This is a genomic window from Granulibacter bethesdensis CGDNIH1 (assembly GCF_000014285.2).
Taxonomy (GTDB): Bacteria; Pseudomonadota; Alphaproteobacteria; order Acetobacterales; family Acetobacteraceae; genus Granulibacter; species Granulibacter bethesdensis.
Map to the genome: position 1 here is coordinate 2,452,838 of NC_008343.2, position 21,341 is coordinate 2,474,178.

The 21,341-nt window shown below is 62.0% G+C and carries 22 protein-coding genes; 12 read left to right on the forward strand and 10 right to left on the reverse strand.

The window, feature by feature from the left end:
• Positions 1-56: 56 nt before the first annotated feature.
• Both GBCGDNIH1_RS23500 and cysQ read right to left on the reverse strand, forming a co-directional pair.
• Positions 57-1,082: an L-threonylcarbamoyladenylate synthase gene (locus GBCGDNIH1_RS23500; RefSeq protein WP_011632900.1), complete on the reverse strand. Its 1,026-nt coding sequence runs from the start codon at positions 1,080-1,082 to the stop codon at positions 57-59.
• Positions 1,075-1,839 carry a 3'(2'),5'-bisphosphate nucleotidase CysQ gene (gene cysQ / locus GBCGDNIH1_RS23505; RefSeq protein ID WP_043453168.1) on the reverse strand — a complete coding sequence of 255 codons (765 nt, stop codon included), beginning with the start codon at positions 1,837-1,839 and terminating at the stop codon, positions 1,075-1,077. Before cysQ ends, GBCGDNIH1_RS23500 begins: the two co-directional genes overlap by 8 nt.
• Before the next feature lie 242 nt (positions 1,840-2,081).
• Here cysQ and GBCGDNIH1_RS23510 point away from each other — a divergent pair, with 242 nt between their 5' ends.
• Both GBCGDNIH1_RS23510 and GBCGDNIH1_RS23515 read left to right on the forward strand, forming a co-directional pair.
• Positions 2,082-3,551 carry a leucyl aminopeptidase gene (locus GBCGDNIH1_RS23510; RefSeq protein ID WP_043454559.1) on the forward strand — a complete coding sequence of 490 codons (1,470 nt, stop codon included), beginning with the start codon at positions 2,082-2,084 and terminating at the stop codon, positions 3,549-3,551.
• Complete coding sequence (locus GBCGDNIH1_RS23515; protein WP_011632903.1) at positions 3,551-4,000, forward strand: DNA polymerase III subunit chi; 450 nt, start codon at positions 3,551-3,553, stop codon at positions 3,998-4,000. The genes GBCGDNIH1_RS23510 and GBCGDNIH1_RS23515 overlap by 1 nt, the downstream gene beginning before the upstream one ends.
• Here GBCGDNIH1_RS23515 and GBCGDNIH1_RS23520 read toward each other — a convergent pair.
• Both GBCGDNIH1_RS23520 and gmk read right to left on the reverse strand, forming a co-directional pair.
• The gene (locus GBCGDNIH1_RS23520; protein ID WP_050748568.1) at positions 3,997-4,461 is read right to left on the reverse strand and encodes a GNAT family N-acetyltransferase; all 465 of its coding nucleotides are present in this window, start codon (positions 4,459-4,461) and stop codon (positions 3,997-3,999) included. The two genes, GBCGDNIH1_RS23515 and GBCGDNIH1_RS23520, sit on opposite strands and share 4 nt — an antisense overlap.
• A gap of 14 nt (positions 4,462-4,475) precedes the next feature.
• Positions 4,476-5,117: a guanylate kinase gene (gene gmk / locus GBCGDNIH1_RS23525; RefSeq protein ID WP_011632905.1), complete on the reverse strand. Its 642-nt coding sequence runs from the start codon at positions 5,115-5,117 to the stop codon at positions 4,476-4,478.
• Between the two features lie 135 nt (positions 5,118-5,252).
• On the opposite strand from gmk, the gene GBCGDNIH1_RS23530 reads away from it, so the two are divergent.
• Complete coding sequence (locus GBCGDNIH1_RS23530) at positions 5,253-6,092, forward strand: SDR family NAD(P)-dependent oxidoreductase (protein WP_080504522.1); 840 nt, start codon at positions 5,253-5,255, stop codon at positions 6,090-6,092.
• A 12-nt stretch (positions 6,093-6,104) separates the two neighbouring features.
• On the opposite strand, the gene mltG is transcribed toward GBCGDNIH1_RS23530, so the two are convergent.
• From mltG to fabD, 5 genes are all read right to left on the reverse strand, one after another.
• Positions 6,105-7,394, reverse strand: coding sequence for an endolytic transglycosylase MltG (gene mltG, locus GBCGDNIH1_RS23535; RefSeq protein ID WP_095206544.1), 1,290 nt, complete (start codon positions 7,392-7,394; stop codon positions 6,105-6,107).
• On the reverse strand, positions 7,357-8,652 hold the full coding sequence (gene fabF, locus GBCGDNIH1_RS23540) for a beta-ketoacyl-ACP synthase II (RefSeq protein WP_043453171.1): 1,296 nt from the start codon (positions 8,650-8,652) through the stop codon (positions 7,357-7,359). The genes mltG and fabF overlap by 38 nt, the downstream gene beginning before the upstream one ends.
• A 58-nt stretch (positions 8,653-8,710) precedes the next feature.
• Positions 8,711-8,950, reverse strand: coding sequence for an acyl carrier protein (locus GBCGDNIH1_RS23545; RefSeq protein ID WP_011632909.1), 240 nt, complete (start codon positions 8,948-8,950; stop codon positions 8,711-8,713).
• Positions 8,951-9,188: 238 nt separating this feature from the next.
• Complete coding sequence (gene fabG / locus GBCGDNIH1_RS23550; RefSeq protein WP_011632911.1) at positions 9,189-9,926, reverse strand: 3-oxoacyl-[acyl-carrier-protein] reductase; 738 nt, start codon at positions 9,924-9,926, stop codon at positions 9,189-9,191.
• Between the two features lie 84 nt (positions 9,927-10,010).
• Positions 10,011-10,973 carry an ACP S-malonyltransferase gene (fabD, locus tag GBCGDNIH1_RS23555; protein ID WP_025318427.1) on the reverse strand — a complete coding sequence of 321 codons (963 nt, stop codon included), beginning with the start codon at positions 10,971-10,973 and terminating at the stop codon, positions 10,011-10,013.
• Between the two features lie 320 nt (positions 10,974-11,293).
• Here fabD and rpsF point away from each other — a divergent pair, with 320 nt between their 5' ends.
• The 9 genes from rpsF (at position 11,294) to GBCGDNIH1_RS23605 (ending at position 20,309) form a co-directional block, all read left to right on the forward strand.
• Positions 11,294-11,758: a 30S ribosomal protein S6 gene (gene rpsF / locus GBCGDNIH1_RS23565; RefSeq protein WP_011632914.1), complete on the forward strand. Its 465-nt coding sequence runs from the start codon at positions 11,294-11,296 to the stop codon at positions 11,756-11,758.
• Positions 11,759-11,764: 6 nt separating this feature from the next.
• A complete protein-coding gene (gene rpsR, locus GBCGDNIH1_RS23570) occupies positions 11,765-12,040 on the forward strand; it encodes a 30S ribosomal protein S18 (protein WP_011632915.1) in 276 nt (91 codons plus the stop codon).
• A gap of 10 nt (positions 12,041-12,050) precedes the next feature.
• Positions 12,051-12,626 (forward strand): 50S ribosomal protein L9, encoded by a 576-nt coding sequence (gene rplI, locus GBCGDNIH1_RS23575; RefSeq protein ID WP_011632916.1) that lies wholly within the window; start codon positions 12,051-12,053, stop codon positions 12,624-12,626.
• A gap of 161 nt (positions 12,627-12,787) precedes the next feature.
• On the forward strand, positions 12,788-14,311 hold the full coding sequence (locus GBCGDNIH1_RS23580) for a replicative DNA helicase (RefSeq protein WP_011632917.1): 1,524 nt from the start codon (positions 12,788-12,790) through the stop codon (positions 14,309-14,311).
• A 106-nt stretch (positions 14,312-14,417) separates the two neighbouring features.
• Positions 14,418-15,500 carry an alanine racemase gene (gene alr, locus GBCGDNIH1_RS23585; protein WP_011632918.1) on the forward strand — a complete coding sequence of 361 codons (1,083 nt, stop codon included), beginning with the start codon at positions 14,418-14,420 and terminating at the stop codon, positions 15,498-15,500.
• Entirely contained in the window at positions 15,497-16,276 is a 780-nt protein-coding gene (locus tag GBCGDNIH1_RS23590; protein ID WP_011632919.1) for an MlaE family ABC transporter permease, read from the forward strand. The genes alr and GBCGDNIH1_RS23590 overlap by 4 nt, the downstream gene beginning before the upstream one ends.
• Positions 16,273-17,052 carry an ABC transporter ATP-binding protein gene (locus GBCGDNIH1_RS23595; protein WP_011632920.1) on the forward strand — a complete coding sequence of 260 codons (780 nt, stop codon included), beginning with the start codon at positions 16,273-16,275 and terminating at the stop codon, positions 17,050-17,052. Before GBCGDNIH1_RS23590 ends, GBCGDNIH1_RS23595 begins: the two co-directional genes overlap by 4 nt.
• 216 nt (positions 17,053-17,268) lie before the next feature.
• A complete protein-coding gene (locus GBCGDNIH1_RS23600; protein WP_172823003.1) occupies positions 17,269-18,597 on the forward strand; it encodes a UDP-glucose dehydrogenase family protein in 1,329 nt (442 codons plus the stop codon).
• On the forward strand, positions 18,594-20,309 hold the full coding sequence (locus GBCGDNIH1_RS23605; protein WP_011632922.1) for a methyltransferase domain-containing protein: 1,716 nt from the start codon (positions 18,594-18,596) through the stop codon (positions 20,307-20,309). The genes GBCGDNIH1_RS23600 and GBCGDNIH1_RS23605 overlap by 4 nt, the downstream gene beginning before the upstream one ends.
• On the opposite strand, the gene GBCGDNIH1_RS23610 is transcribed toward GBCGDNIH1_RS23605, so the two are convergent.
• The gene (locus GBCGDNIH1_RS23610) at positions 20,295-21,311 is read right to left on the reverse strand and encodes an alpha/beta hydrolase (protein ID WP_011632923.1); all 1,017 of its coding nucleotides are present in this window, start codon (positions 21,309-21,311) and stop codon (positions 20,295-20,297) included. The two genes, GBCGDNIH1_RS23605 and GBCGDNIH1_RS23610, sit on opposite strands and share 15 nt — an antisense overlap.
• Positions 21,312-21,341: the final 30 nt, after the last annotated feature.

Below are 21,341 nucleotides of genomic sequence, written 5' to 3' on the forward strand. Positions count from 1 at the left end.
AGCAACCACCGGAATGCGACAGCATAACCGGGGAAGAGCGCCTTCATCAGACCGTCTTATGGCTCCCCCACCGCGTCGGATGGCATCTCACGCGGGGCCGCCGCACGGGCCAGACGATCATTGATGGCCTCGCCCAACCCTTGCATCGGCACGCGCATACAGGCGATCCCTCGCAGACCCCGTTGCCTCCCCTTGCTATCCAGGGTTCTCAACCCTGAAAACAGGCGCGTGGCGGCCTCAATCACATCTCCGGCAGCGCTTAAATTCCACACCAGCCCAGCCCCGGGCAAAGGCGGCCCAAAAGCCAGCAACGCCTCATCAGCGGCAACCGATACCGCATCAAGCCGCACGGTCAGGGAAGGCGCATAATGAGAACGCATCATACCGGGCGAGAGCAACACCTGTTCCCTGCTTCCGTCCGCCCCCCCTTCCGGAGCGGATAAAACCGTCACATCCCCGATGACATCCCGCAACGCCTCGCGGGACACACCGCCCGGACGCAACAGGATCGCTGAAGGACCGCTGAGATCAATCACGGTCGACTCCACCCCCACCATGCAGTCCGGCCCATCCAGCACGGCGTCGATACGCCCGGCCAGCCCCTCCATGACATGATCACGGCTGGTGGGAGACACCCGTCCCGACCGGTTCGCGGAAGGCGCTGCCACCGGGCACCCTGCCGCCACCAGCATCCTGCGGGCCAGATCGAGAGCGGGCACACGCAATGCCAGTGTCTCCTGCCCGGCACTGGCCAGCAGGCTCACAGGACTGTCCGGGTTCCGCCGCAACACCATGGTCAGCGGCCCCGGCCAGAATGCAGCCGCCAGCGCCCGCGCCCTGTCATCTGCGATACCATGGGTAAAAGCGGATTCCGCATCCGGCAAGTGGCAGATCAGCGGATTGAAACGCGGCCGATCCTTGGCGGCAAAAATCCGCGCCACGGCATCGGCACAGGTCGCATCAGCCCCCAGCCCCCAGACCGTTTCGGTCGGAAACGCCACCAGCGCGCCCTGACGCAACAGCCTGCCCGCCGCCTCCGGCTCTGTCAGCAAGGCGGTCGTGCAGGGCAAAATGTCAGCCATGCGCGCCATTACAGATGAAATGCGGATTTTCCCATCCCGGCTTGCCATAGCCGAGCCTCTGACCATCAAAAGTGAGGACCGACCCTCCGGCAGCCTCCAGAACCGCCTGCGGTGCAGCCGTATCCCATTCCATCGTGCGGCCCAGACGCGGATACAGATCGGCCTCGCCTTCCGCCAGACGGCAGAATTTGGCCGCCGAGCCGATATTACTGAGGGCTGCAACCTTGCGCTGACCCAGGAACTCCGCCAGACGCGGATCATCGGCATAGTGGCGGGAAGCCATGACGGTCAGCCCTTCCGCCGGTGGTGTGCGGACATGGATCGGCCTTTCGCCATCAGCATCCCGCTTCCATGCGCCTTGCCCTGGAATGCCCAGAAACAGCTCCCCGTAAGCAGGCAGCGCCACGGCTCCCAGAACGGGTCGGCCATGACGGATCAGGCCGACATTCACCGTGAAATCCCGTGTTCCGGCGGTGAACTCCCGGGTACCGTCCAGCGGATCGACCAGCCAGAACGTATCGGCGGGGGCGGTCATCAGACCCGCTGCGACCTCCTCCTCCGCCACCACCGGCCATTGCGGTGTGGCGGCACGCAGACCGGCAAGGATCGCCTTTTCCGCTGCATGATCGGCCTCGGTGACCGGGCTGTGATCGGATTTATGGATCACGTCGAACCCGCGGGAGCGGATCGTCATGATAATCGAGGCCGCCTGCTGTGCCAGTTCAGCCGCCAGGGCCAGTGCTTCAATGTCATTCATGCGCTTATCATGCGGTGTATCGCGCCAGAGTAAAAGCACCGGAAGAAAAGCGGTGGAGTAACCCCCCCTCCCTCTTGCCCTTTCGATCCGATGGTATCCCGTCTCTCATCAACAAGACATGACGGCCACGCGGTGCAGGCCGTTTTCATCCGCAGCCAATCTGCTTTAGCGTCAGAGTCATCTGACTGCTTATCCGTTCCGGAACGGCTTTCCCGTCCCGGTCCAAGTCTGTGGGAACCTGCATGCTCGATATCGCTTTTGCCAAAGCTGCCCTGCCCAAAAACGGGGCACTGGTTCTGTTTCTTGCGCCCGGCGAAACACCGTCGGGCCTTGTCGAAGCAGCGGACAAGGCTACGGGCGGGGCCATTACCCGCGCCATCTCCATCGCCGATTTCAAGGCAGAGCATGGCAAAAGCCTCAATCTGCTTGCCCCCGGTGCCGGCCTGTCCCGTATCGTGCTGATCGGTCTGGGCAAGGATGTGCCGACCCAGACATCTCTGGAAGAAGCCGGTGGTGCCGCATGGCCCTCCATTGCGAAGGAAAACACGGCCGCCATTGCAGCCCCGACCCTGTCCAACGAACAGATTGCGTTCATCGCGCATGGGGCCACATTACGGTCCTACCGCTTCGATCGCTATCGCACCGATGAAAAAGCGGATGCCAAACCGACACTGACCAAACTGACCGTTCTGACCACCGATATTGCCAGCACCCGCGCCGCTCTGGCCCCGCTGCGCGCCATTGCCGAAGGCGTGTTCCTGACCCGCGATCTGGTGAGTGAGCCTGCGAACGTGCTCTATCCGGCGGAATTCGCGGAACGCTGCCGCAAGCTGACCACGCTCGGCCTGAAAGTCGAAATCCTTGGCCCGAAGGAGCTGACCAAACTCGGCTTCGGCGCCCTGCTGGGTGTTGCTCAAGGCAGCGAACGCGAAGCCCGTGTGGTGATAATGCAGTGGAACGGAGCCGGAGCCCGCAGCAAGGAAAAACCGGTCTGTTTCATCGGCAAGGGCGTCACTTTCGATACGGGCGGGATCAGCATCAAACCAGCCGCCGGTATGGAAGACATGAAATGGGATATGGGCGGGGCCGGGACTGTGACCGGGCTGATGGCCGCCCTCGCTGCCCGCAAGGCAAAGGTCAATGCGATCGGGATTATCGGGCTGGTGGAAAACATGCCCTCCGGCACCGCGCAGCGTCCGGGCGATGTGGTCACCAGCTATTCCGGCCAGACCATCGAGGTTATCAACACCGATGCGGAAGGCCGCCTCGTACTGGCGGATGTGCTGTGGTACGCCCAGCAGAAATACGATCCGCGCATCATGATCGACCTCGCCACGCTGACCGGTGCGATCATTATCGGTCTCGGCCATGAATATGCCGGGCTGTTCAGCAATGATGACACACTGGCCGAGCAGATCGCCAAAGCCGGTGCGGCAACCAACGAGAAAGTCTGGCGGATGCCGATGCATCCCGCTTATGACCGCCAGATTCGCTCCGACATTGCCGATGTGAAAAATGTGGGTGGTCGTCCGGCAGGCTCCATCACCGCCGCCCAGTTCCTCCAACGCTTCGTCAACGGCAAGCCATGGGCACATCTGGACATCGCCGGGATGGCATGGCTGACTCACGATACCAGCCTCGCGGAAAAAGGCGCTGCCGGATATGGCGTGCGTCTGCTCGACCGTCTGGTCGCCGAGTATTACGAAGGCTGATGACGGAAATCGGCTTCTATCACCTGACGCGGACAGGGCCTGAACAGGCCCTGCCGCAACTACTCGGTCGTACTCTGGCAGCAGGCGAGAGAGCCATGGTGCTGTGCGGCGGGCCGGAGCGGGTGGCCGCATTGGACACCACGCTCTGGCTCTGCCCCAACCCGGACTGGCTTCCCCACGGCACCGCCCGCAGCGGCGATGCGGCCCTTCAGCCGATCTGGCTGACTGCACAGGATGAAGCCGCCCCCAATGGCGCCCACTTCCTGTTCCTGATCGACGGCACCGCCAGCGAGAGACTGCACGATTATACCCGCGTGTTCGATCTGTTCGACGGAAGCAACGAAGACGCCGTCGCCGCCGCCCGCCTGCGCTGGAAACAGGCAAAAAACGCCGGCCACACCCTTACCTACTGGCAGCAGGGGCCACGGGGGTGGGAGAAGAAACGCTAACGGTTCTCCACCAACGTCTGCGAGAAGCTGTACGCCGTAATCGACATACCTTCCCGGAAATAAAAACGGTGCGCTCTGGCGCGCTGCACACCGGAATCGAGATCGAGTGCCTGACAGCCCCTCTGCTGTGCCCGCTGCCGTAACCAGCCGAGCAAGGCCTCGCCATGGCCACAGGAGCGGCTGGCCTCATCCGTCACCAGATCATCCACGTAAAACCGAAAACCGCGATAGGTGGTCAGGTAACACCGATAGACCGCCACCGCCCTGACGAGGCCGCCTTCCGCCAGGACTGCCATCTCCGCCCCCTGCGCGATCATCGCCCGCATATGCCCCGCATAAGGATCGGGGATCGCAGGGCGTAGCTGACGATGCACCGCCTCGGCAGCACCCAGCCATGAAGCAGCCTGTTCCTCCGGCAGATCGGTCACCGGGACAATCAGACGCTCCGTGCTTTCAGTCATGGCATCCTCATTTTTCACTCCGACAGGCCGAGGCCACCCAGCCAGTGACGCAGCCAGCCCTGCCGTTTCGTTTCCGTGCGGGCCGCATGAAGAATGGTCCGCACCTGATCAATCGCCTCCGGCAGATGAGTATTCACCACGACATAGGGGAACTCTCCCACATGGGCGATCTCATCCCGTGCCGCCGCCATACGCTGGGCGATGATATCCGGTGCGTCTCCCCGCCCCTCCAGCCGGCTGGCGAGGTCGTCCAGCGAGGGGGGCAGCACGAAAATACCCACCACATCGCCCGGTAAGGCGGAGCGGAGCTGGTGATAGCCCTGCCAGTCCACATCGAACAGGACGTCACTGCCCTCCGACAGGGCCTTCTGCACCGGCCCGCGCGGCGTGCCATAGCTGCGCCCGAACACACGCGCATATTCCAGCAGCTGGCCCTCTGCGGCCATCGCATCGAACTCTTCCTGTGTACGGAAATAGTAATGCACGCCCTCCTGCTCCCCGGCACGCGGAGCGCGGGTGGTCACACTGACCGAAAGACGCAGGCCGGGATCTTCCGCCAGCAGCGCACGGGTGATGGAGCTTTTGCCCGCTCCGGAAGGTGCCGCCACCACCAGACACAGCCCCCTCCGCCCCGTTTCAGGCAGTGGACGCATCATACCCTCTGCTCCCGCAAGGCAGCATGGCAAATGGTTTGACGGGGTATAGTCTGGCTGAAATCGATTCGTACGGTCGGGCTGGGCACCATCTGAGTTCGTCTCCCCTCGCGCGCCGTATACCAGCGGGGGCAGGCAATGGGCCAGCGTGACAAACAGAGAATACGTCAAAAGGGGCAGATCGCCGCCCATCATCTGGCTCAGGAAGGGGCCATTGCCATCACCGGAGCCTCCAGCGGGATCGGCGCGGCGCTGGCCATTCTCTGCGCCTTTCCCGGCGCGCGCCTGTATCTGAACGGGCGGGATCTACAGAGGCTGGAAGAAACCGGGCAACAATGCCGGGATCAAGGGGCACAGGTGCGATGCTTCAGTGCCGATGTCAGGGATGAGGTCGCCATGGCTGGCTGGATCGAGAGCATAGCTGCCCACGGAGACCGGTTGGGAACGCTGATCGCCAATGCAGGCATCTCCCCCGCCATGAGCGGAACGGCAACAGGCAGCGGCCTGGAAATGCCGGCCACCACCCGCGCTGTGTTCGAAACCAATGTCACCGGCATGCTGAACAGCGTCCTGCCCGCCATGACCCTGATGCAGGGGCAGGCCGTCATTGATGACGCTCTACGTGGCCGGATCGCGGTGATCGCCTCCATCGCCGGGCTGGCACCCCTGCCCTATGCGCCCAGCTATTCCGCCAGCAAGGCCGCTGCACAAAGTTGGGCCACCGCCGCCGCCTCCCGTGCGTGGAAAGACGGGATCAGGCTCAGCGCCCTCTGTCCGGGATTTATCCGCACACCGATGACCGATAAAAACCGCTTCCGGATGCCGTTTCTGATGGAGGCCGAGGACGGAGCGTCCCGGATCCTTGTTGCGATTGCACAGGGGAAAATACGCTACGCCTTCCCATGGCAGATGGCGGCCCTCGCCCATCTGACCGCCCTGCTGCCCCCCGCGCTCACGGCACGGCTGATGCCTCAATAGAACCCCGCAGGTTCAGCGGCTTTTTTTGCCGTCCCGCCATTTGCGCACATTGGCCTCATGCTGGCCGAGATCACGTGCAAAATTGTGCCCGCCATTTCCATCAGCAACGAAATAAAGATCGTCGCTGTGCAACGGATGGAGCACGGCTTCCAGCGCCGCCTGCCCGGGATTGCCAATCGGGCCGGGCGGCAGACCATGGATGCGGTAGGTGTTGTACGGCTCGTCAAAAGCCAGATCTGCATGGGACAAAGGCCGTTCCAGCTGACCACTGCCACCGCTGGCGGCATAGACCAGCGTGCTGTCCGCCTGAAGCCGCATCCCATGTTTCAAACGGTTGAGAAAAACCGCCGCCACATGAGGGCGTTCCTGGGGACGGGCTGTTTCCCGCTCCACGATGCTGGCCAGAATCACCGCTTGCTCCGGACTGGTCAAACCGATGGAGCGATCCCGTCCTTGCCATGCTTTCTCAAGCCAGTGACGGCTGGCCTCGGTCGCCCGCTCCACAATCTGCTGACGTGTGGCCCCCCGTTCGAAAGCGTAGGTCTGCGGCAGAAGACTCCCCTCCGGCGGTACCGGCGCATCGCCGGTCAGCACGGGATCACGGGACAAAATCTCGGCCACACGGAATGCGGTAATGCCTTCAGGCAACGTAATCGTATGCTGCACCGGCCGGGCTGTACGCAGGATATGCAGCACGGTCATCACCGAGGCGTGAGCCGGAAATTCGAACTCCGCCGCGTGCAAGGTACCGGCCCCCTGCCACCGCGTGATCTCGACCGCGGCACGGAACAACAGAGGAGAGTCGATGATACCCGCCTGACGCAGTGCCTGCGTCACATGAACCAGACCACCACGCGGCACGACAACGATGGTACGAGCTTCGGAAGGGCCATCGGCATAGGCCGTCAGCCAGCCATATCCGGCAATCCCGCCCACAGCAGCGAGCAGAGCCGCCACACCGCCCCCCAACCACCACCGCCAGTGACGGCGCTTTGCCGGAGGAGAAGACGGCCTGGTCTGGTCAGGTGGAGATGGAGGACCGGCCGGGGATGCATCATCCCAGTCCGATTTTGAACGTGCCTCACCGCTCACCGGTTGGGGTGAGGCTTCATCCATGACAGGGTGATCGGTGTCATCTCCGGCACCATCATGGGTGGAAGCGGCCTCCGTATCGGCGGAAGGCCGCACCAGCCCATGGCGGCGTGCAGCCTGATCGTCTCCGTTCTGCGCGCGGGCACCATCGCCTGCGGAGAGCGGCGTATGATCAGACGGCGCGGAAGATGATGCTGGCGTTGGTTCCACCGAAACCGAAACTGTTGGAGAGCGCCGCTTTCACAGGACGACGCTGGGCCTCAAGGGCCACACGATCAATCACGCTTTCGCGGCTCGGGGTATGCAGATTGAGGGTCGGCGGCACCACGCCATCCCGGATGGCGAGGATAGAGAACACGGCCTCAATCGCGCCTGCCGCACCCAGCAGATGCCCCGTGGCGGATTTGGTGGAGGACATGGCGACGGTGCGCGCCGCATCCCCGAAGAAACGCTCGACCGCCTCCAGCTCCAGATCATCGCCCAGCGGGGTGGAGGTGCCATGCGCATTGACATACTGAATATCGGCAGGCGTCATCCCGCCATTGCGGAACGCGGCCTTCATCGCCCGGAACGCGCCATCGTGGCCTTCTGCCGGGGCGGTGATGTGATGCGCATCACCCGACAGGCCATAGCCGGACACTTCCGCATAGATTTTCGCGCCGCGCTTTTTCGCGTGCTCGTATTCCTCGAGCACCAGCACGCCGGAGCCTTCCCCCATGACGAAGCCGTCACGGTCCTTATCCCATGGGCGGGATGCCTCGGTCGGCGTCTCATTGAACCCGGTAGAAAGGGCACGGGAGGCACAGAACCCGGCAATGCCGAGTTCACACACCGCCGCTTCCGCACCACCCGCAACCATCACATCGGCATCCCCGATGGCGATCAGACGGGCAGCATCACCAATGGCATGAACGCCGGTGGCGCAAGCCGTGACGGCGGAATGGTTCGGTCCCTTGAAACCATATTTGATCGACAGATGGCCCGAGGCAAGATTGATCAGCGCGGCAGGAATGAAGAAGGGCGAGATACGCGCCGCCTTGCCTTCATAAATCTTGACGGAGGTCTCGTAAATTGTCTGAAGACCGCCAATACCCGAACCGATCATCACGCCGGTGCGTTCACGGCCTTCCTGATCGTCCTCACCGGGCATCCAGCCGGAATCCTCGACCGCCTGCGTGGCGGCGACCAGACCCAGATGGATGAAGCGATCCATCTTCTTCTGATCCTTGACCGGAATCCATTCGGCCAGATCCAGGCTGCCTTCGGCTTTGTTACCGACAGGCACCTCCCCCGCGATGCGGGCGGGCAGAGCCGATACATCGAAAGCCTGGATTGCGCCGATGCCGGATTCCCCGGCGATCAGGCGCTTCCAGACGTGTTCGACACCAAGCCCGAGTGGGCTGACAATCCCCATGCCGGTAACGACGACACGGCGTCCACGGCTGTTAGCAGAGTCGGAAATGCTCATCCCGCTCGATCCTGGTGTCTTGTGCGTCAAATTTGGAAAAGAGGGCCGGGCCGAAGCCTCAGGCCGCCTTCTGCTTTTCGATGTATTCGACCGCGTCCTTGACGGTGCTGATCTTCTCAGCCGCGTCTTCCGGAATTTCCACCCCGAACGCCTCTTCGAACGCCATCACCAGTTCGACGGTATCGAGGCTGTCGGCACCCAGATCGTCGATGAACGACGCTTCGGGGGTCACCTTGGACTCCTCGACGCCCAGGTGCTCGACGACGATCTTCTTCACCTTGTCGGCGACTTCGCTCATCGGATCTCTATCTCCTGCTTGCAGCATGCTTGCTGTGGCCTGATCCGGCTTCCCTGTCTGGTCCACCGGACATTATCCCCAAAGATGTTTCGCCCCCCGGCCTTTTTCGAACCCTGTCCGAAACCGGGCAAGACGAGGCCTGATGGACGATGACCCAAAGGCCGGAACATTCCGGCCATCAGGCTGACGGCTGCGCGATAGCATGGTTTTTCGCACACCGCCACCATCCTGCCATAGTTCAGATCATCGCCATACCGCCATTTACATGCAGTGTGGCACCGGTGACCCATCCGGCTTCGTCAGAGGCCAGATAGACCACGGACGATGCGATATCCTCCGGCTGCCCCATGCGGCCGAGAGGAATAGAGTGCAACAGCTTTTCACGGCTGGTTTCGGGAAGAACATCGGTCATCGCGGTTTCCACGAAACCGGGGGCCACGACATTCACCGTGACGCCGCGTGAACCCGCTTCCTGGGCCAGAGCCTTGCTCATACCCACCAGCCCTGCCTTTGCTGCCGCATAATTCGATTGTCCCGCATTGCCGGTTGCACCGACCACCGAGGAAATCTGGATGATCCGGCCGGCCCGGCGGCGCAGCATGCCCTTCAGCGCGGCCCGTGCCAGACGGAAAGGCGCGGTCAGATCGACATCCAGAACCGTCTGCCAGTCCTCGTCCTTCATCCGCAGGGCCAGCATATCGCGGGTCAGGCCTGCGTTATTGACCAGAATGTGAAGCGGGCCGGCCGCTTCCTCCGCCGCTGCAACCAACCCTTCCGCCGCTGCGGGATCGGACAGATCGGCCGTCACGATATAAGCACGCTCGCCCAGAGAATCCGCCAACGACTCGAGAGCAGGGCGGCGGGTGCCGGACAGAACCACACTTGCACCCTGCGCATGCAGGGCACGGGCGATGGCAGCTCCGATCCCGCCAGAAGCCCCGGTTACCAGAGCCACTTTACCATCCAGCCGGAACATCGGCGTTTCCCCTCATCTCTTTATTCGTTGTCCGGTACGGAACCGGCCCCCGCCGGGGATTCCGCCCACGACCAGTCTGATCCGTCAAAATGTCTTGAGCAGCGCCTCAATCTCTGCCGGGGTTCCGGCAGACAGGGTCGTTGCATCCGGTGCAATTCGCCTGATCAGACCACCCAGCACCTTGCCCGCGCCAAGCTCGACGAACGTATCGACGCCGAGTTCCAGCATCGTTGCCACACATTCCCGCCATCGCACGGTACCTGTCACCTGCCGCACCAGCAGGTCGCGCAGTTCCGCCGGGTCCGTGGCCTTGGCCGCCGTGACATTGGCGATCACCGGCACCAATGGCGCATGCAACGGATGTTCCGCCAGAGCCTGCGCCATCACATCCGCCGCCGGCGCCATCAACGCCGAATGGAACGGAGCAGAGACCGGCAGCAGCACAGCCCGCTTCACGCCCCGCGCACGGGCCACCTCGATCGCCCGGTCAATCGCGCCGCGATGGCCGGAAATCACCACCTGCCCGCCGCCATTATCGTTGGCGGGCTGGATCACCTCATGCCGACCCGTCTCCGGATCAGTGGTCGCTTCTTCACAGATGGAAGCCGCCTGATCCATATCGACACCGATCAACGCCGCCATGCCGCCTTCCCCGGGCGGTACCGCATTCTGCATCGCCTGACCGCGCAAACGCAGCAGCAACGCCGCTTCAGCCACGGACAGTGCATTGGCGGCAGACAGGGCGGAGTATTCACCCAGAGAATGCCCGGCCACCACCGCAGCCCTTGCAGGCAGGATGAAGCCGCCTTCCTTTTCCAGCACGCGCAGGACGGCCATCGACATAGCCATCAGGGCGGGCTGGGTGTTTTCCGTGAGGGTCAGATCCTCGGCAGGACCATCGAACATCAGACGGGACAGTTTCTGACCCAGCGTATCATCCACCTCCTCGAATACTTCACGAGCGATGGGGAACGCATCGGCCAGATCACGGCCCATACCGACGAACTGGCTGCCCTGACCTGGAAACAAAAAGGCGCGAACGGTCATTCGACGCAATCATTCCGAACTGTTGGAGGAACGCCGCGTAACTTTCACACGCCGATAAGTCAATGCCGGGCACTCCAAGGCTGACCGGCTTGCCTTGGAATCGGTGCCAGACAGATGGCAAACAGACTGCCATGTGCTGCGATCCTGCCTCCGCTGCGCGGTTTTTCCTTGAAACGAAACGGGTTTCGTGATGTTACCCCGCCCTTCCCTGCCGGGGCGACGGCATCGTCCCGGCTATGCCCGCATGCATGGCCCGGTTTTCCGGGGATCCCCTGCATGGACCATACCGGTCGGGGCCGAACAGCCAGAGGGGGAATGAAATGCCGCTTTACGAGAGCGTGCTGATTGCACGTAACGATGTGACCCAGCAGCAGGTCGAAAGCGTTGCCGACCATGTTGCGTCCCTGATCGAGGCCGAGGGCGGCGCGATCAAGAAGCGTGAATACTGGGGTCTGCGCACACTGGCCTATCGGATCAAGAAGAACCGGAAGGGCCATTACATGCTGCTGGGCCTGGACGCGAAGCCCGCCACGATCACGGAAGTCGAGCGTCAGCTGCGCCTGAACGAAGACGTTCTGCGCTTCATGACTATCCGTGTCGAGGAGATCGACGACGTTCCGTCCGTGATCCTGTCCCGCAAGTCCGATGACCGCGAACGCGGTTTCCGCGGCCCGAAGCCGCCCGGCCGTTTCGAGTCGGGTCGCAAGCGTGGCTATGATGACCGCGAGGAATTCCGCGCCCGCGCCGGCGGCGACGATGACGACCGCGGTCTGGATCAGGAGTAAGTTGATATGTCCGATACCCAGGATGTGAATCCCGCCACCCGCCGCGCTGCGGTCGGTGCGCGTCGCCCCTTCTATCGTCGCCGCAAGTCCTGCCCGTTCAGCGGCCCGAACGCGCCGAAGATCGATTACAAGGACGTGCGCCTGCTGAGCCGCTTCCTGTCCGAGCGCGGCAAGATCGTACCGAGCCGCATCACCGCCGTTTCGGCCAAGAAGCAGCGTGAACTGGCGCAGGCTATCAAGCGCGCCCGTTTCCTCGCCCTTCTGCCCTATATCCTGACCTGAGGAGGGACCCATGGCTGCTGTTGAACTGATCCTGCTGCAGCGGGTCGAAAAGCTGGGCCAGATGGGTGATCTGGTCCGCGTGAAACCCGGCTATGCCCGTAACTTCCTGCTGCCTGGCGGCCGCGCCATCCGCGCGACCAAGGCGAATACGGAGCGCTTCGAACAGCAGCGCGCCCAGCTGGAAGCCCAGAACCTGAAGCGCCGCGAAGAAGCCGAGCGCATCGCCGAACGCGTAAGCGGCCTGTCGGTCGTCATCATCCGTCAGGCGGGCGAATCCGGCGGCCTGTACGGCTCCGTCAGCAGCCGCGATATCGCGGTTGCAATCACGGAATCCGGCCTGAGCGTGAACCGTCAGCAGATCCAGCTTGATCAGCCGATCAAGATGCTGGGCCTGACCGATGTGCGCGTCGTGCTGCATCCGGAAGTCGTGCTGCCGGTGACGGTCAATGTCGCCCGCAGCGTCGAGGAAGCCGAACGTCAGGCCCGTGGCGAGGCTGTCGGCCTTGCCGCCGAGGAAGCCGCTGCTGCTGCGGAAGCCGCCCTGATTGAGGTTGCGGACGAAGAAGAGGTCGAGATCTCCGCCTGAGCGGTGATCCCGAGACTATGAAGCAAGGCGCGGCACCGGTTTCGGTCCGCGCCTTTTTTCTGTTTCGTTTCAAAGAGATAACCAGCCCTATCCAAGTTATCCCCGTTATTAGCATTCTTCCACAGCGACGGGCGCGCCAGCCTGTCTTATGATCGCCGGCGATGAATACTCTGGTGACCACATCCCCGTCCGAACCCGCGCTGCTCGGCCTGTCGCAACGCCTGCCGCCCTCCAACCATCAGGCGGAACAGGCGCTGCTGGGTGCCTTGCTGACCAACAACAAAGCCTATGAACGGGTCAGCGAATTTCTGGCCCCCGAGCATTTTGCCGACCCGATTCATGGCCGTCTGTATCACTCTATCGCCCGGCGGATCGAAACCGGACAGTTGGCGGATGCCATCACGCTGAAGGCGGAATACGAGCATTCCGGCCTGCTGGATCCGGTCGGCGGCAGCGCCTATCTGGGCAAGCTGATGAGTGCCATGGTCGGCATCATCAATGCCGGTGAATACGGCCGCGCCATCCATGATGCCTGGCTGCGCCGCCAGCTGATCGACCTTGGCGAGCACGTGGTGAACCGTGCTTTCGGGGCGGCTGATGATGCCGCACAGGCTCTGTCTGCACGTGAACAGCTGGAAACCGCCGAGCAGACCCTGTTCGATCTGGCCGAGCGTGGCGGCAGTGAAGGCGGATTCGTCAGCTTTGAAGTGGCGCTGACCGCCGCCATTGCCGGGGCCGAACGGTCCTTCAGAACACCGGGCGGTGTGTCCGGCCTGTCTACCGGCCTGCGCGATCTGGACAAGCGCAGCGGTGGTCTGCACCCCTCCGACCTGCTGATCCTCGCTGGGCGTCCCGGTATGGGCAAAACCGCGCTGGCAACCAAAATCGCCTTCGGCGCAGCCCGCTCCCTGTTGATCGAAGCGCGGGAGAAAGACCCCAATGCGGTGCCATCCGGCACAGTGGCTGTTTTCTCCCTTGAAATGAGCGCGGAGCAGCTTGCCACCCGTCTCCTCTCCGAAGAGGCCCGCATCTCCGGCGATCGCATCAGGCGTGGCGATATCGGGCAGCGCGATTTCGACCGCTTCGTGGAAGTCAGCCGGGAACTGGCGGTCATGCCGCTCTATATTGACGATACCCCGGCCATCACGCTCTCCGCCCTGCGCACACGCTGCCGCCGGTTGAAACGGACCAAGGGGCTGGCGCTGATCGTGGTCGACTATCTTCAGCTGATGCGCCCCGCCGCCGGCACACGCCCGGAAAGCCGCGTGCTGGAAATCAGCCAGATCACGCAGGGGCTGAAGGCCATCGCCAAGGAACTGGCCGTGCCGGTCATCGCCCTGTCCCAGCTCTCTCGTGCGGTTGAAAGCCGGGAGGACAAGCGGCCCCAGCTTTCCGATCTGCGCGAATCGGGATCGATCGAGCAGGACGCCGACTGCGTGATGTTCGTGTATCGCGACGAATATTACCTGCAACAGCGCATGCCGAAGGAGATCGCCTTCGAGAATGACGAGAAATTCCACTCGGCCATGGAGAAATGGACACAGGATATGGAGTCCGCGCACAATAAGGCCGAACTCTACATCGCGAAGCAGCGTCATGGGCCGACCGGAAAAATCGATCTGTTCTTCGAGGCTGAGTTCACCCGCTTCGGCGATCTCGATGTCGTCCATGGCGAGGACATCTGACGATATCGGGCCATATGAAATGCCCCTGACAGAAGCGGAGGCATCCCGCGGTCCGGTTGATATTTTGCCTTCCCTTCAGGGCGAAGCGCACCAGAACGGGCCGGGTGTGGCACGGCTGGAGATCGATCTGGAGGCCATTGCCGCCAACTGGCGCTTTCTGCGTACGACCCATGGTACGAATCGCATCACCGGGGCCGTGGTCAAGGCGGACGGGTACGGGCTGGGGGCCGCCGTCATTGCTCAACGTCTGGTGCAGGAGGGATGCGATCACATTTTCGTGGCCCATCCGCAGGAAGCCCTGACGCTTCGTCCGCTGATTCCATCCGCCACGTTGATCGTGCTGAATGGCCTGTGGCCCGGGTGGGAAGCTGCTTATACGGATCATGGGCTAATCCCGGCGCTCGGCTCCCTCGCTGAAATCGAGGCATGGCGGCAGGAGGCAACCCGCCGCGAACAGGCCCTGCCCGCTTTTCTGCATGTGGATACCGGCATCAACCGGCTGGGGCTGGACCCGCAGGAACGTGACCGGCTGGCCGAACGGCCCGAGCTGCTGGACGGCATTACGCTACGGGCCATCATGACCCATCTGATCAGCGCTGAAATTCCCGACCATGACAGCAATACACTTCAGCGCCAGCGTTTTGCTGCCGCGTGCAGCCGCCTGCCGCCTGCTCCGCGCAGCATCGCCAATTCCTCCGGTATTTTTCTGGGGCCGGATTTTGCCAGCGACATCGCCCGGCCCGGGGCTGCGCTGTATGGCATCAATCCGGTTCCAGGCCGCCCGAACCCGATGCGCCCCGTGTTGCGGCTCTCTGCAAGAGTGCTTCAGATCAGACCGGTCGAAGCTGGGGAGATCGTAGGTTATAATGGTATCTGGGTCGCCCAGCGTCCCTCCCGGATCGCGGTGTGTTCAGTCGGATATGCGGATGGTTTCCAGCGTGCCCTGAGCAGCCGGGCAGAGGCCGCTTTTGACGGGGCACGCATTCCACTGGTAGGCCGTGTCTCCATGGACCTGACGACCTACGACGTCACTGACGATCCCCGTATCACGGTAGGCTCCTGGCTGGAGCTTATCGGGCCAGAGGTATCCCCCGATGAAGTCGCCGCACGCGCCAGCACGAACGGGTATGAGGTGCTGACCTCCCTCGGGCGGCGCTATGAGCGTGTTTATCGGCCTTTGACCCCATGATCCTCAGTCCGCTTGCATGGCTGGGCAGGGGCTTTTTCTCGGCCTGTGCCAGCACGGGCCGGATGGGCGTATTCGGTCTCACCGCTCTATCGCATCTGCTGCGGCCGCCTTTTTACGGGCGTATGTTTCTGCGGGCATTGGTGGAAATCGGCTATTTCAGCCTGCCGGTGGTGGCACTGACCGCCATTTTCACCGGGATGGTGCTGGCGCTGCAATCCTATACCGGCTTTGCCCGTTTTTCGGCCGAGAGCGCCATTGCGTCTCTGGTCTCGCTCTCCGTCACCCGGGAACTGGGACCGGTACTGGCCGGGCTGATGGTCGCCGGGCGCGTCGGCGCGGCCATGGCGGCGGAGCTGGGCACAATGCGCGTGACCGACCAGATCGACGCGCTGACCACCTTGTCCACTCATCCGATGAAATATCTGGTCGCGCCCAGGCTGCTGGCAGGCACCATCGCCCTGCCGTTGCTGGTCATCATTGCCGATATTCTGGGCGTGATGGGCGGATGGCTGGTGGCCTCAATCAAGCTGGGTTTCAATTCGCACACCTATCTGGCCAATACCATCGCCTCCATCCACATGGATGATGTCATGTCCGGCCTGACGAAAGCGGCCGTATTCGGATTCCTGATTGCCCTTCAGGGCTGCTATCATGGCTATAACAGCCGGGGGGGCGCGCAGGGGGTTGGCTCGGCCACGACATCCGCCGTGGTGACCGCTTCCGTTCTGATCCTGGCATTCGATTACGTCCTGACCGAACTGTTTTTCTCACGATGAGCGCACCTTCCATCCGCATCACCGGGCTGCGCAAGACGTTCGGCGAGCGCCGGATTCTCGATGGCGTCGATCTGGATGTTCCAGCCGGCACCTCTCTGGTCGTAATCGGCGGCTCCGGCTCCGGCAAATCGGTGCTGCTGAAATGCATTCTCGGCCTGATCGAGCCGGATGAGGGAAAAATCGAGTTCGACGGACGCGACATTCTCACCATGCCTGCCGATGAACGGGCCGCGCAGCGGCAACGGATCGGGATGCTGTTCCAGAACGGCGCATTGTTCGACAGCCTGCCGGTCTGGGAAAACGTGACCTTCGGTTTGTTGGCCCGCAACCGTCTCTCCCGCTCAGAGGCGAAGGAGATCGCAACCCGATACCTGGCCAAAGTAGGACTCAGCGCAGAGATCGGGCGCATGTCTCCGGCCGAGTTGTCCGGCGGCATGCAGAAACGGGTTGCTCTGGCCCGTGCCATCGCCATGCAGCCGGATATCCTGTTTTTCGATGAGCCGACGACCGGTCTTGATCCCATCATGGGCGCAGTGATCGACGGGCTGATCGTCGAATGCGTCACCGCCGGCCCGTCAGGTGGCAGCACGGCCATTGCCATCACCCACGATATGGCCAGCGCGAAACGGATCGGCCACGAAGCCGCCATGCTGTTTCAGGGCCGCATCGTCTGGACCGGCAAAGCCGACAGGTTGATGGACAGCGACAACCCCTATGTCGACCAGTTCACCCATGGCCGGCGCGAAGGCCCGATCCAGATGCAGCTGCGTCATTAGGAAATAATACAGTCAGAAGTTGAAAAACATGCCTTATTTTTCCTGTAAAAAATATTTATTTTGTTCTGTTTCATTTCTTCTGATTTTTAAAAAATAGTTTTCCAGTATCTATTTTATTTCGATACTCAGATGATATGAATGATGAGAGATCATCATTTCCTTGCCCCCCCCACTTCAACGACCCATCATCTTGATGAAGAGGAGATCACTGGACCAATGCGCATTGCCATGATCGGAGGCGGATATGTCGGGCTGGTCTCCGCTGCCTGTTTTGCCGAGTTCGGGGTTGAGGTCGCGGTCGTGGAATCCGATCCGGCCAAGCTGGCGGCTTTGCATGAGGGTCGGATGCCGATCTACGAACCGGGACTGGACAAGCTGGTTGCCGACAATGTCGCCGCAGGCCGCCTGTCTTTCGGCAATGATCTGATGGCTGCCGTCAAGGATGTGGAGGCGGTGTTCATCGCTGTTGGTACGCCGACCCGCCGCGGCGATGGGCATGCTGATCTGACCTATGTTTTCGCTGCTGCCGAACAGGTTGCAAAAGCCCTGACCACCCATTGTGTCCTGGTGACCAAATCGACCGTTCCGGTTGGCACTGGCCGCAGGCTGGAAGCGCTGGTGCGGGAAATGCGTCCCGATCTGGAGATCGACATTGCGTCCAACCCCGAATTCCTGCGCGAGGGGAACGCGATCGGCGACTTCATGCGCCCGGACCGCGTGGTGGTTGGCAGTTCCACCCCCCGCGCCAGAGAAGTGCTGAACCGTCTTTACCGCCCGCTGAACCTGATCGAGACCCCGATCCTGCATACCGGGCTGGAAACGGCAGAACTCACCAAATACGCTGCCAATGCTTTTCTGGCGATGAAAGTCACCTTCATCAATGAGATTGCCAATCTCTGTGAGGCGACCGGTGCGGATGTGCATGATGTTGCGAAAGGCATGGGGCTGGACGGGCGGATCGGCAGCAAATTTCTGCATCCCGGTCCGGGCTTTGGCGGATCCTGCTTCCCGAAGGATACGCTGGCTCTGGTACGGATCGCCCATGATGCGGGCGCACCGACAAGGCTGATCGAGACGGTGGTCGATATCAACAATACCCGCAAGGAACAGATGGCCGAGCGCATTATCACCGCCTGCGGAGGCAGCGTGAACGGCAAACGAATCGGCGTACTGGGCCTGACATTCAAACCCGAAACCGACGATATGCGAGACAGTCCCTCCATCCCGATCCTGAGCCTGCTGCATCAGGCGGGCGCTTCGATCATCGCCTATGATCCGGAAGGAATAGAGCAGGCCCGGCCCCTGCTGCCGGATGCCATTACTTATGTGGGCAGTGCCATTGAGGCGCTCTCCGGTGCAGATGCTCTGGTGATCATCACCGAATGGAACGAATTCCGTGCCCTCTCTCCGGAAAAGCTGCTTGCGGAGATGAATGGACGAGTGGTTGTTGATCTGCGTAATGTCTTCGACCCTGCCGCGATGCGAGAGGCCGGCTTCTCCTATTCCTCCATCGGGCGCCCAGAGAAAAGGCATCAAGACGCGTGACCACTGCGGCGGCTGTAGATGAGGCATGGAAATATCCCGATATTCCCAACCCTGACATTCTGGACCGGATTCCGTTATCAGCCCGCATCGTGCTTGATGTGGGATGCGGCACTGGGGCGCTGGGGGCTGCCTACAAACAGCTCAATCCAGCTGCCCGTGTCTTCGGAATAGAGACCAACCAACAGGCCGCCCGCCTCGCCTCATCCCGGCTGGAGACGGTCATCAACAGCGATGTGGAAACCGCCGTTTTTCCTGAGGAGCTGCTCGGGCGCGTTGACTGCCTGATCTATGGCGATGTGCTGGAGCATCTTCAGGATCCCTGGACGCTCCTGAAAAATCATGTGGAGACATTGCTGGCTCCAGGGGGTGTCGTCATCATCTGCATGCCCAATGTCGAACATTGGAGCATCACCACACGCCTTCTGACCGGGACGTTCGACTACAGCGATACCGGCCTGCTGGACCGCACGCATCTGCGCTTTTTCTCACAGGCCATGATGGAGCACTGCATCCGTGCCGCAGGGTTGCAACCCATTGATTGCCTGCCGCGTATTTTCGAGGCCGAGCAGGGGCGACAGATCATCAATGCCCTGAAACCAGTGCTGCAGACGATGCAGGTCGATCCGGACGCCTATGCGCAGCGCGCCCTGCCGATGCAATATGTCTGGCGTGCCCGTGCCGGGGGGCCTGGCACTGTTCAGGTCTATTCCACCATCCTGGCACCGGTCGGCGGTGTCAGCGACGTCCGGGTGATCGAACCGATGCGTGCTCTGGCTGCCGAGCCGGGCATCCGGGCGGCGATCGTCAAGGGTGGCGAACTGCCTCCCCCCGATCCGTCTTTGCCGAAAATCTGGATTTTCCATCGCCCTGCTCTCGCCGGAGAGGAAGGGCTGTCCGTGCTGCGGGGAATCCTGCGACAGGGATTTCTGATCGTTACGGAATTCGACGATCATCCGGATTACATTCCTGTTCTTCAGCGCCCGGATATGTGGAATTTCCGTGGTGTGCACGCGGTCCAGACCACCACCATGGGGCTGGCCGATGTATTCCGGAAAGACAATCCGGAAGTCGCCATATTCCCCAATGGCATCCGCGCCCTGCCGGTACCGCACAATCATGCGAAACGCCCGCAGATGAGAATGCTGTTCGCGGGGATCAATCGTGAAAACGACTGGCCCCCTTACATTGACGCCCTCAACACGGCGGCACGTCTCTGCGGAGAGCGGCTGCATTTCGAGGTCGTACGGGACCGGGGATTTTTCGACGCACTGGATACGCCGCACAAATCCTTCTCCGACACGCTGGAGTATGCGGCCTATCATCAGAAACTGTCGGACTGCGAGCTGTCCTTCATGCCTTTGCAGGACACGCCCTTTAACCGTGCCAAAAGCGACCTGAAATTCATTGAGGCCGCCTCTCATCGCGTCTGCGCTCTGGCCAGCCCGGTTGCGTATGAGAACAGCATTCAGGACGGCAAGACCGGCATCCTGTTCCGCACGGGAGCCGAGCTTCAGGAAAAGCTTGTGGCCCTGGTCAATAATCCTGATGCGGTTCTGCAGATCGCCACTGCGGCGCGCAGCTATGTCGCTGCCGAACGGATGCTGGCCTATCAGATGGCTGCGCGCACCGCATGGTATCGCAGCCTGTGGGCACGCAAGGATGCGCTCAACGCCGCCCTGCTGGAGCGTATGCCCGCCTTAAGGGAAGGATAACGCCTTCCCCGGCACCGCTTCATCCTCCGCTATGGGAGGAAAAGTGGTTTGCAGCGCCTGCCGGTGCCCGTCGCCTGCCATGCGGTGCAGGAAGCGGGAAGTCCGACGCAGCGAGTCCCGGCTTTCCGGCAGAAAGGTCGCGAAAATCTGGAACGCATGCGGCACTTTGGGCCAGATGCGCAGATCAACGCTGCCACCGCTGCTCCGTACACGCTCCGCAAGTCTGCAAGCATCGTCCAGCAGAACTTCGTCCGCCCCGACCTCGATCAGCAACGGGGGAAGCCCGTCAAGCGCACCATAAAGCGGCGAGGCCAGCGGATGGTAAGGGTCGGCCCCCTGAAGATACAGTGTCGCCGCGCGGGATACATTTCCATCCAGCATCACATCCCGATGAGCGTTATAGTGCAGGGACGCTCCGGTTGCCGCCAGATCGGTCCAGGGAGAAAACAGCGCGGCCGCCACCGGCAATGGCAGTCCAGCCTGTTTCGCCGCCAGCATCAGGGACAGCGCCAGACCACCGCCGGCCGAATCTCCGGCAATGACCAGACGGGCGGGCGAAATGCCAGAGTCCAGCAATGCCCGATACACTGACAGCGCATCCTGGACCGCAGCGGGGAACGGATTTTCCGGGGCCAGACGATAGGCCGGTGCATAGACCTCAAATCCGGCCCGCGCGAAAAACGAGGTGATCGGGCGATGTGTCGCCGGGGAACAGCCCAGATAGGCGCCCCCGTGCAGATACAGCAGGACGGTCGGCACAACATGCTCCGTCCCTTTGGAAGCCCCCACTTTGGAAGCCCCCCCTTTGGCGGAATGAGTGCGCAGATGCTCGGTCCCCACGCCGCCCATGTCTTTCATACTGATCCGTATGTCACCCGGCAGGCGGCGAATGGTCAGTGCGAAGTCACGGCGCAGTTCCCGCACATCCTGTACACGGGATAAGCGGCGCTTAACCTTCCAGCGCAGGATCGGCAGCAGGGCACGGAGACGAAGACTGGACACGCGCTGTTTGTCTCTCTCGCCTGTTTCGGA

What these genes read in the sequence shown, in the direction of transcription:
- GBCGDNIH1_RS23500 (WP_011632900.1), bottom strand. Translation starts at nt 1,082, where the DNA reads ATGGCTGACATTTTGCCCTGCACGACCGCCTTGCTGACAGAGCCGGAG.
- cysQ (WP_043453168.1), bottom strand. Translation starts at nt 1,839, where the DNA reads ATGAATGACATTGAAGCACTGGCCCTGGCGGCTGAACTGGCACAGCAG.
- GBCGDNIH1_RS23510 (WP_043454559.1), top strand. Translation starts at nt 2,082, where the DNA reads ATGCTCGATATCGCTTTTGCCAAAGCTGCCCTGCCCAAAAACGGGGCA.
- GBCGDNIH1_RS23515 (WP_011632903.1), top strand. Translation starts at nt 3,551, where the DNA reads ATGACGGAAATCGGCTTCTATCACCTGACGCGGACAGGGCCTGAACAG.
- GBCGDNIH1_RS23520 (WP_050748568.1), bottom strand. Translation starts at nt 4,461, where the DNA reads ATGACTGAAAGCACGGAGCGTCTGATTGTCCCGGTGACCGATCTGCCG.
- gmk (WP_011632905.1), bottom strand. Translation starts at nt 5,117, where the DNA reads ATGATGCGTCCACTGCCTGAAACGGGGCGGAGGGGGCTGTGTCTGGTG.
- GBCGDNIH1_RS23530 (WP_080504522.1), top strand. Translation starts at nt 5,253, where the DNA reads ATGGGCCAGCGTGACAAACAGAGAATACGTCAAAAGGGGCAGATCGCC.
- fabF (WP_043453171.1), bottom strand. Translation starts at nt 8,652, where the DNA reads ATGAGCATTTCCGACTCTGCTAACAGCCGTGGACGCCGTGTCGTCGTT.
- GBCGDNIH1_RS23545 (WP_011632909.1), bottom strand. Translation starts at nt 8,950, where the DNA reads ATGAGCGAAGTCGCCGACAAGGTGAAGAAGATCGTCGTCGAGCACCTG.
- fabG (WP_011632911.1), bottom strand. Translation starts at nt 9,926, where the DNA reads ATGTTCCGGCTGGATGGTAAAGTGGCTCTGGTAACCGGGGCTTCTGGC.
- fabD (WP_025318427.1), bottom strand. Translation starts at nt 10,973, where the DNA reads ATGACCGTTCGCGCCTTTTTGTTTCCAGGTCAGGGCAGCCAGTTCGTC.
- rpsF (WP_011632914.1), top strand. Translation starts at nt 11,294, where the DNA reads ATGCCGCTTTACGAGAGCGTGCTGATTGCACGTAACGATGTGACCCAG.
- rpsR (WP_011632915.1), top strand. Translation starts at nt 11,765, where the DNA reads ATGTCCGATACCCAGGATGTGAATCCCGCCACCCGCCGCGCTGCGGTC.
- rplI (WP_011632916.1), top strand. Translation starts at nt 12,051, where the DNA reads ATGGCTGCTGTTGAACTGATCCTGCTGCAGCGGGTCGAAAAGCTGGGC.
- GBCGDNIH1_RS23580 (WP_011632917.1), top strand. Translation starts at nt 12,788, where the DNA reads ATGAATACTCTGGTGACCACATCCCCGTCCGAACCCGCGCTGCTCGGC.
- GBCGDNIH1_RS23590 (WP_011632919.1), top strand. Translation starts at nt 15,497, where the DNA reads ATGATCCTCAGTCCGCTTGCATGGCTGGGCAGGGGCTTTTTCTCGGCC.
- GBCGDNIH1_RS23595 (WP_011632920.1), top strand. Translation starts at nt 16,273, where the DNA reads ATGAGCGCACCTTCCATCCGCATCACCGGGCTGCGCAAGACGTTCGGC.
- GBCGDNIH1_RS23600 (WP_172823003.1), top strand. Translation starts at nt 17,269, where the DNA reads ATGCGCATTGCCATGATCGGAGGCGGATATGTCGGGCTGGTCTCCGCT.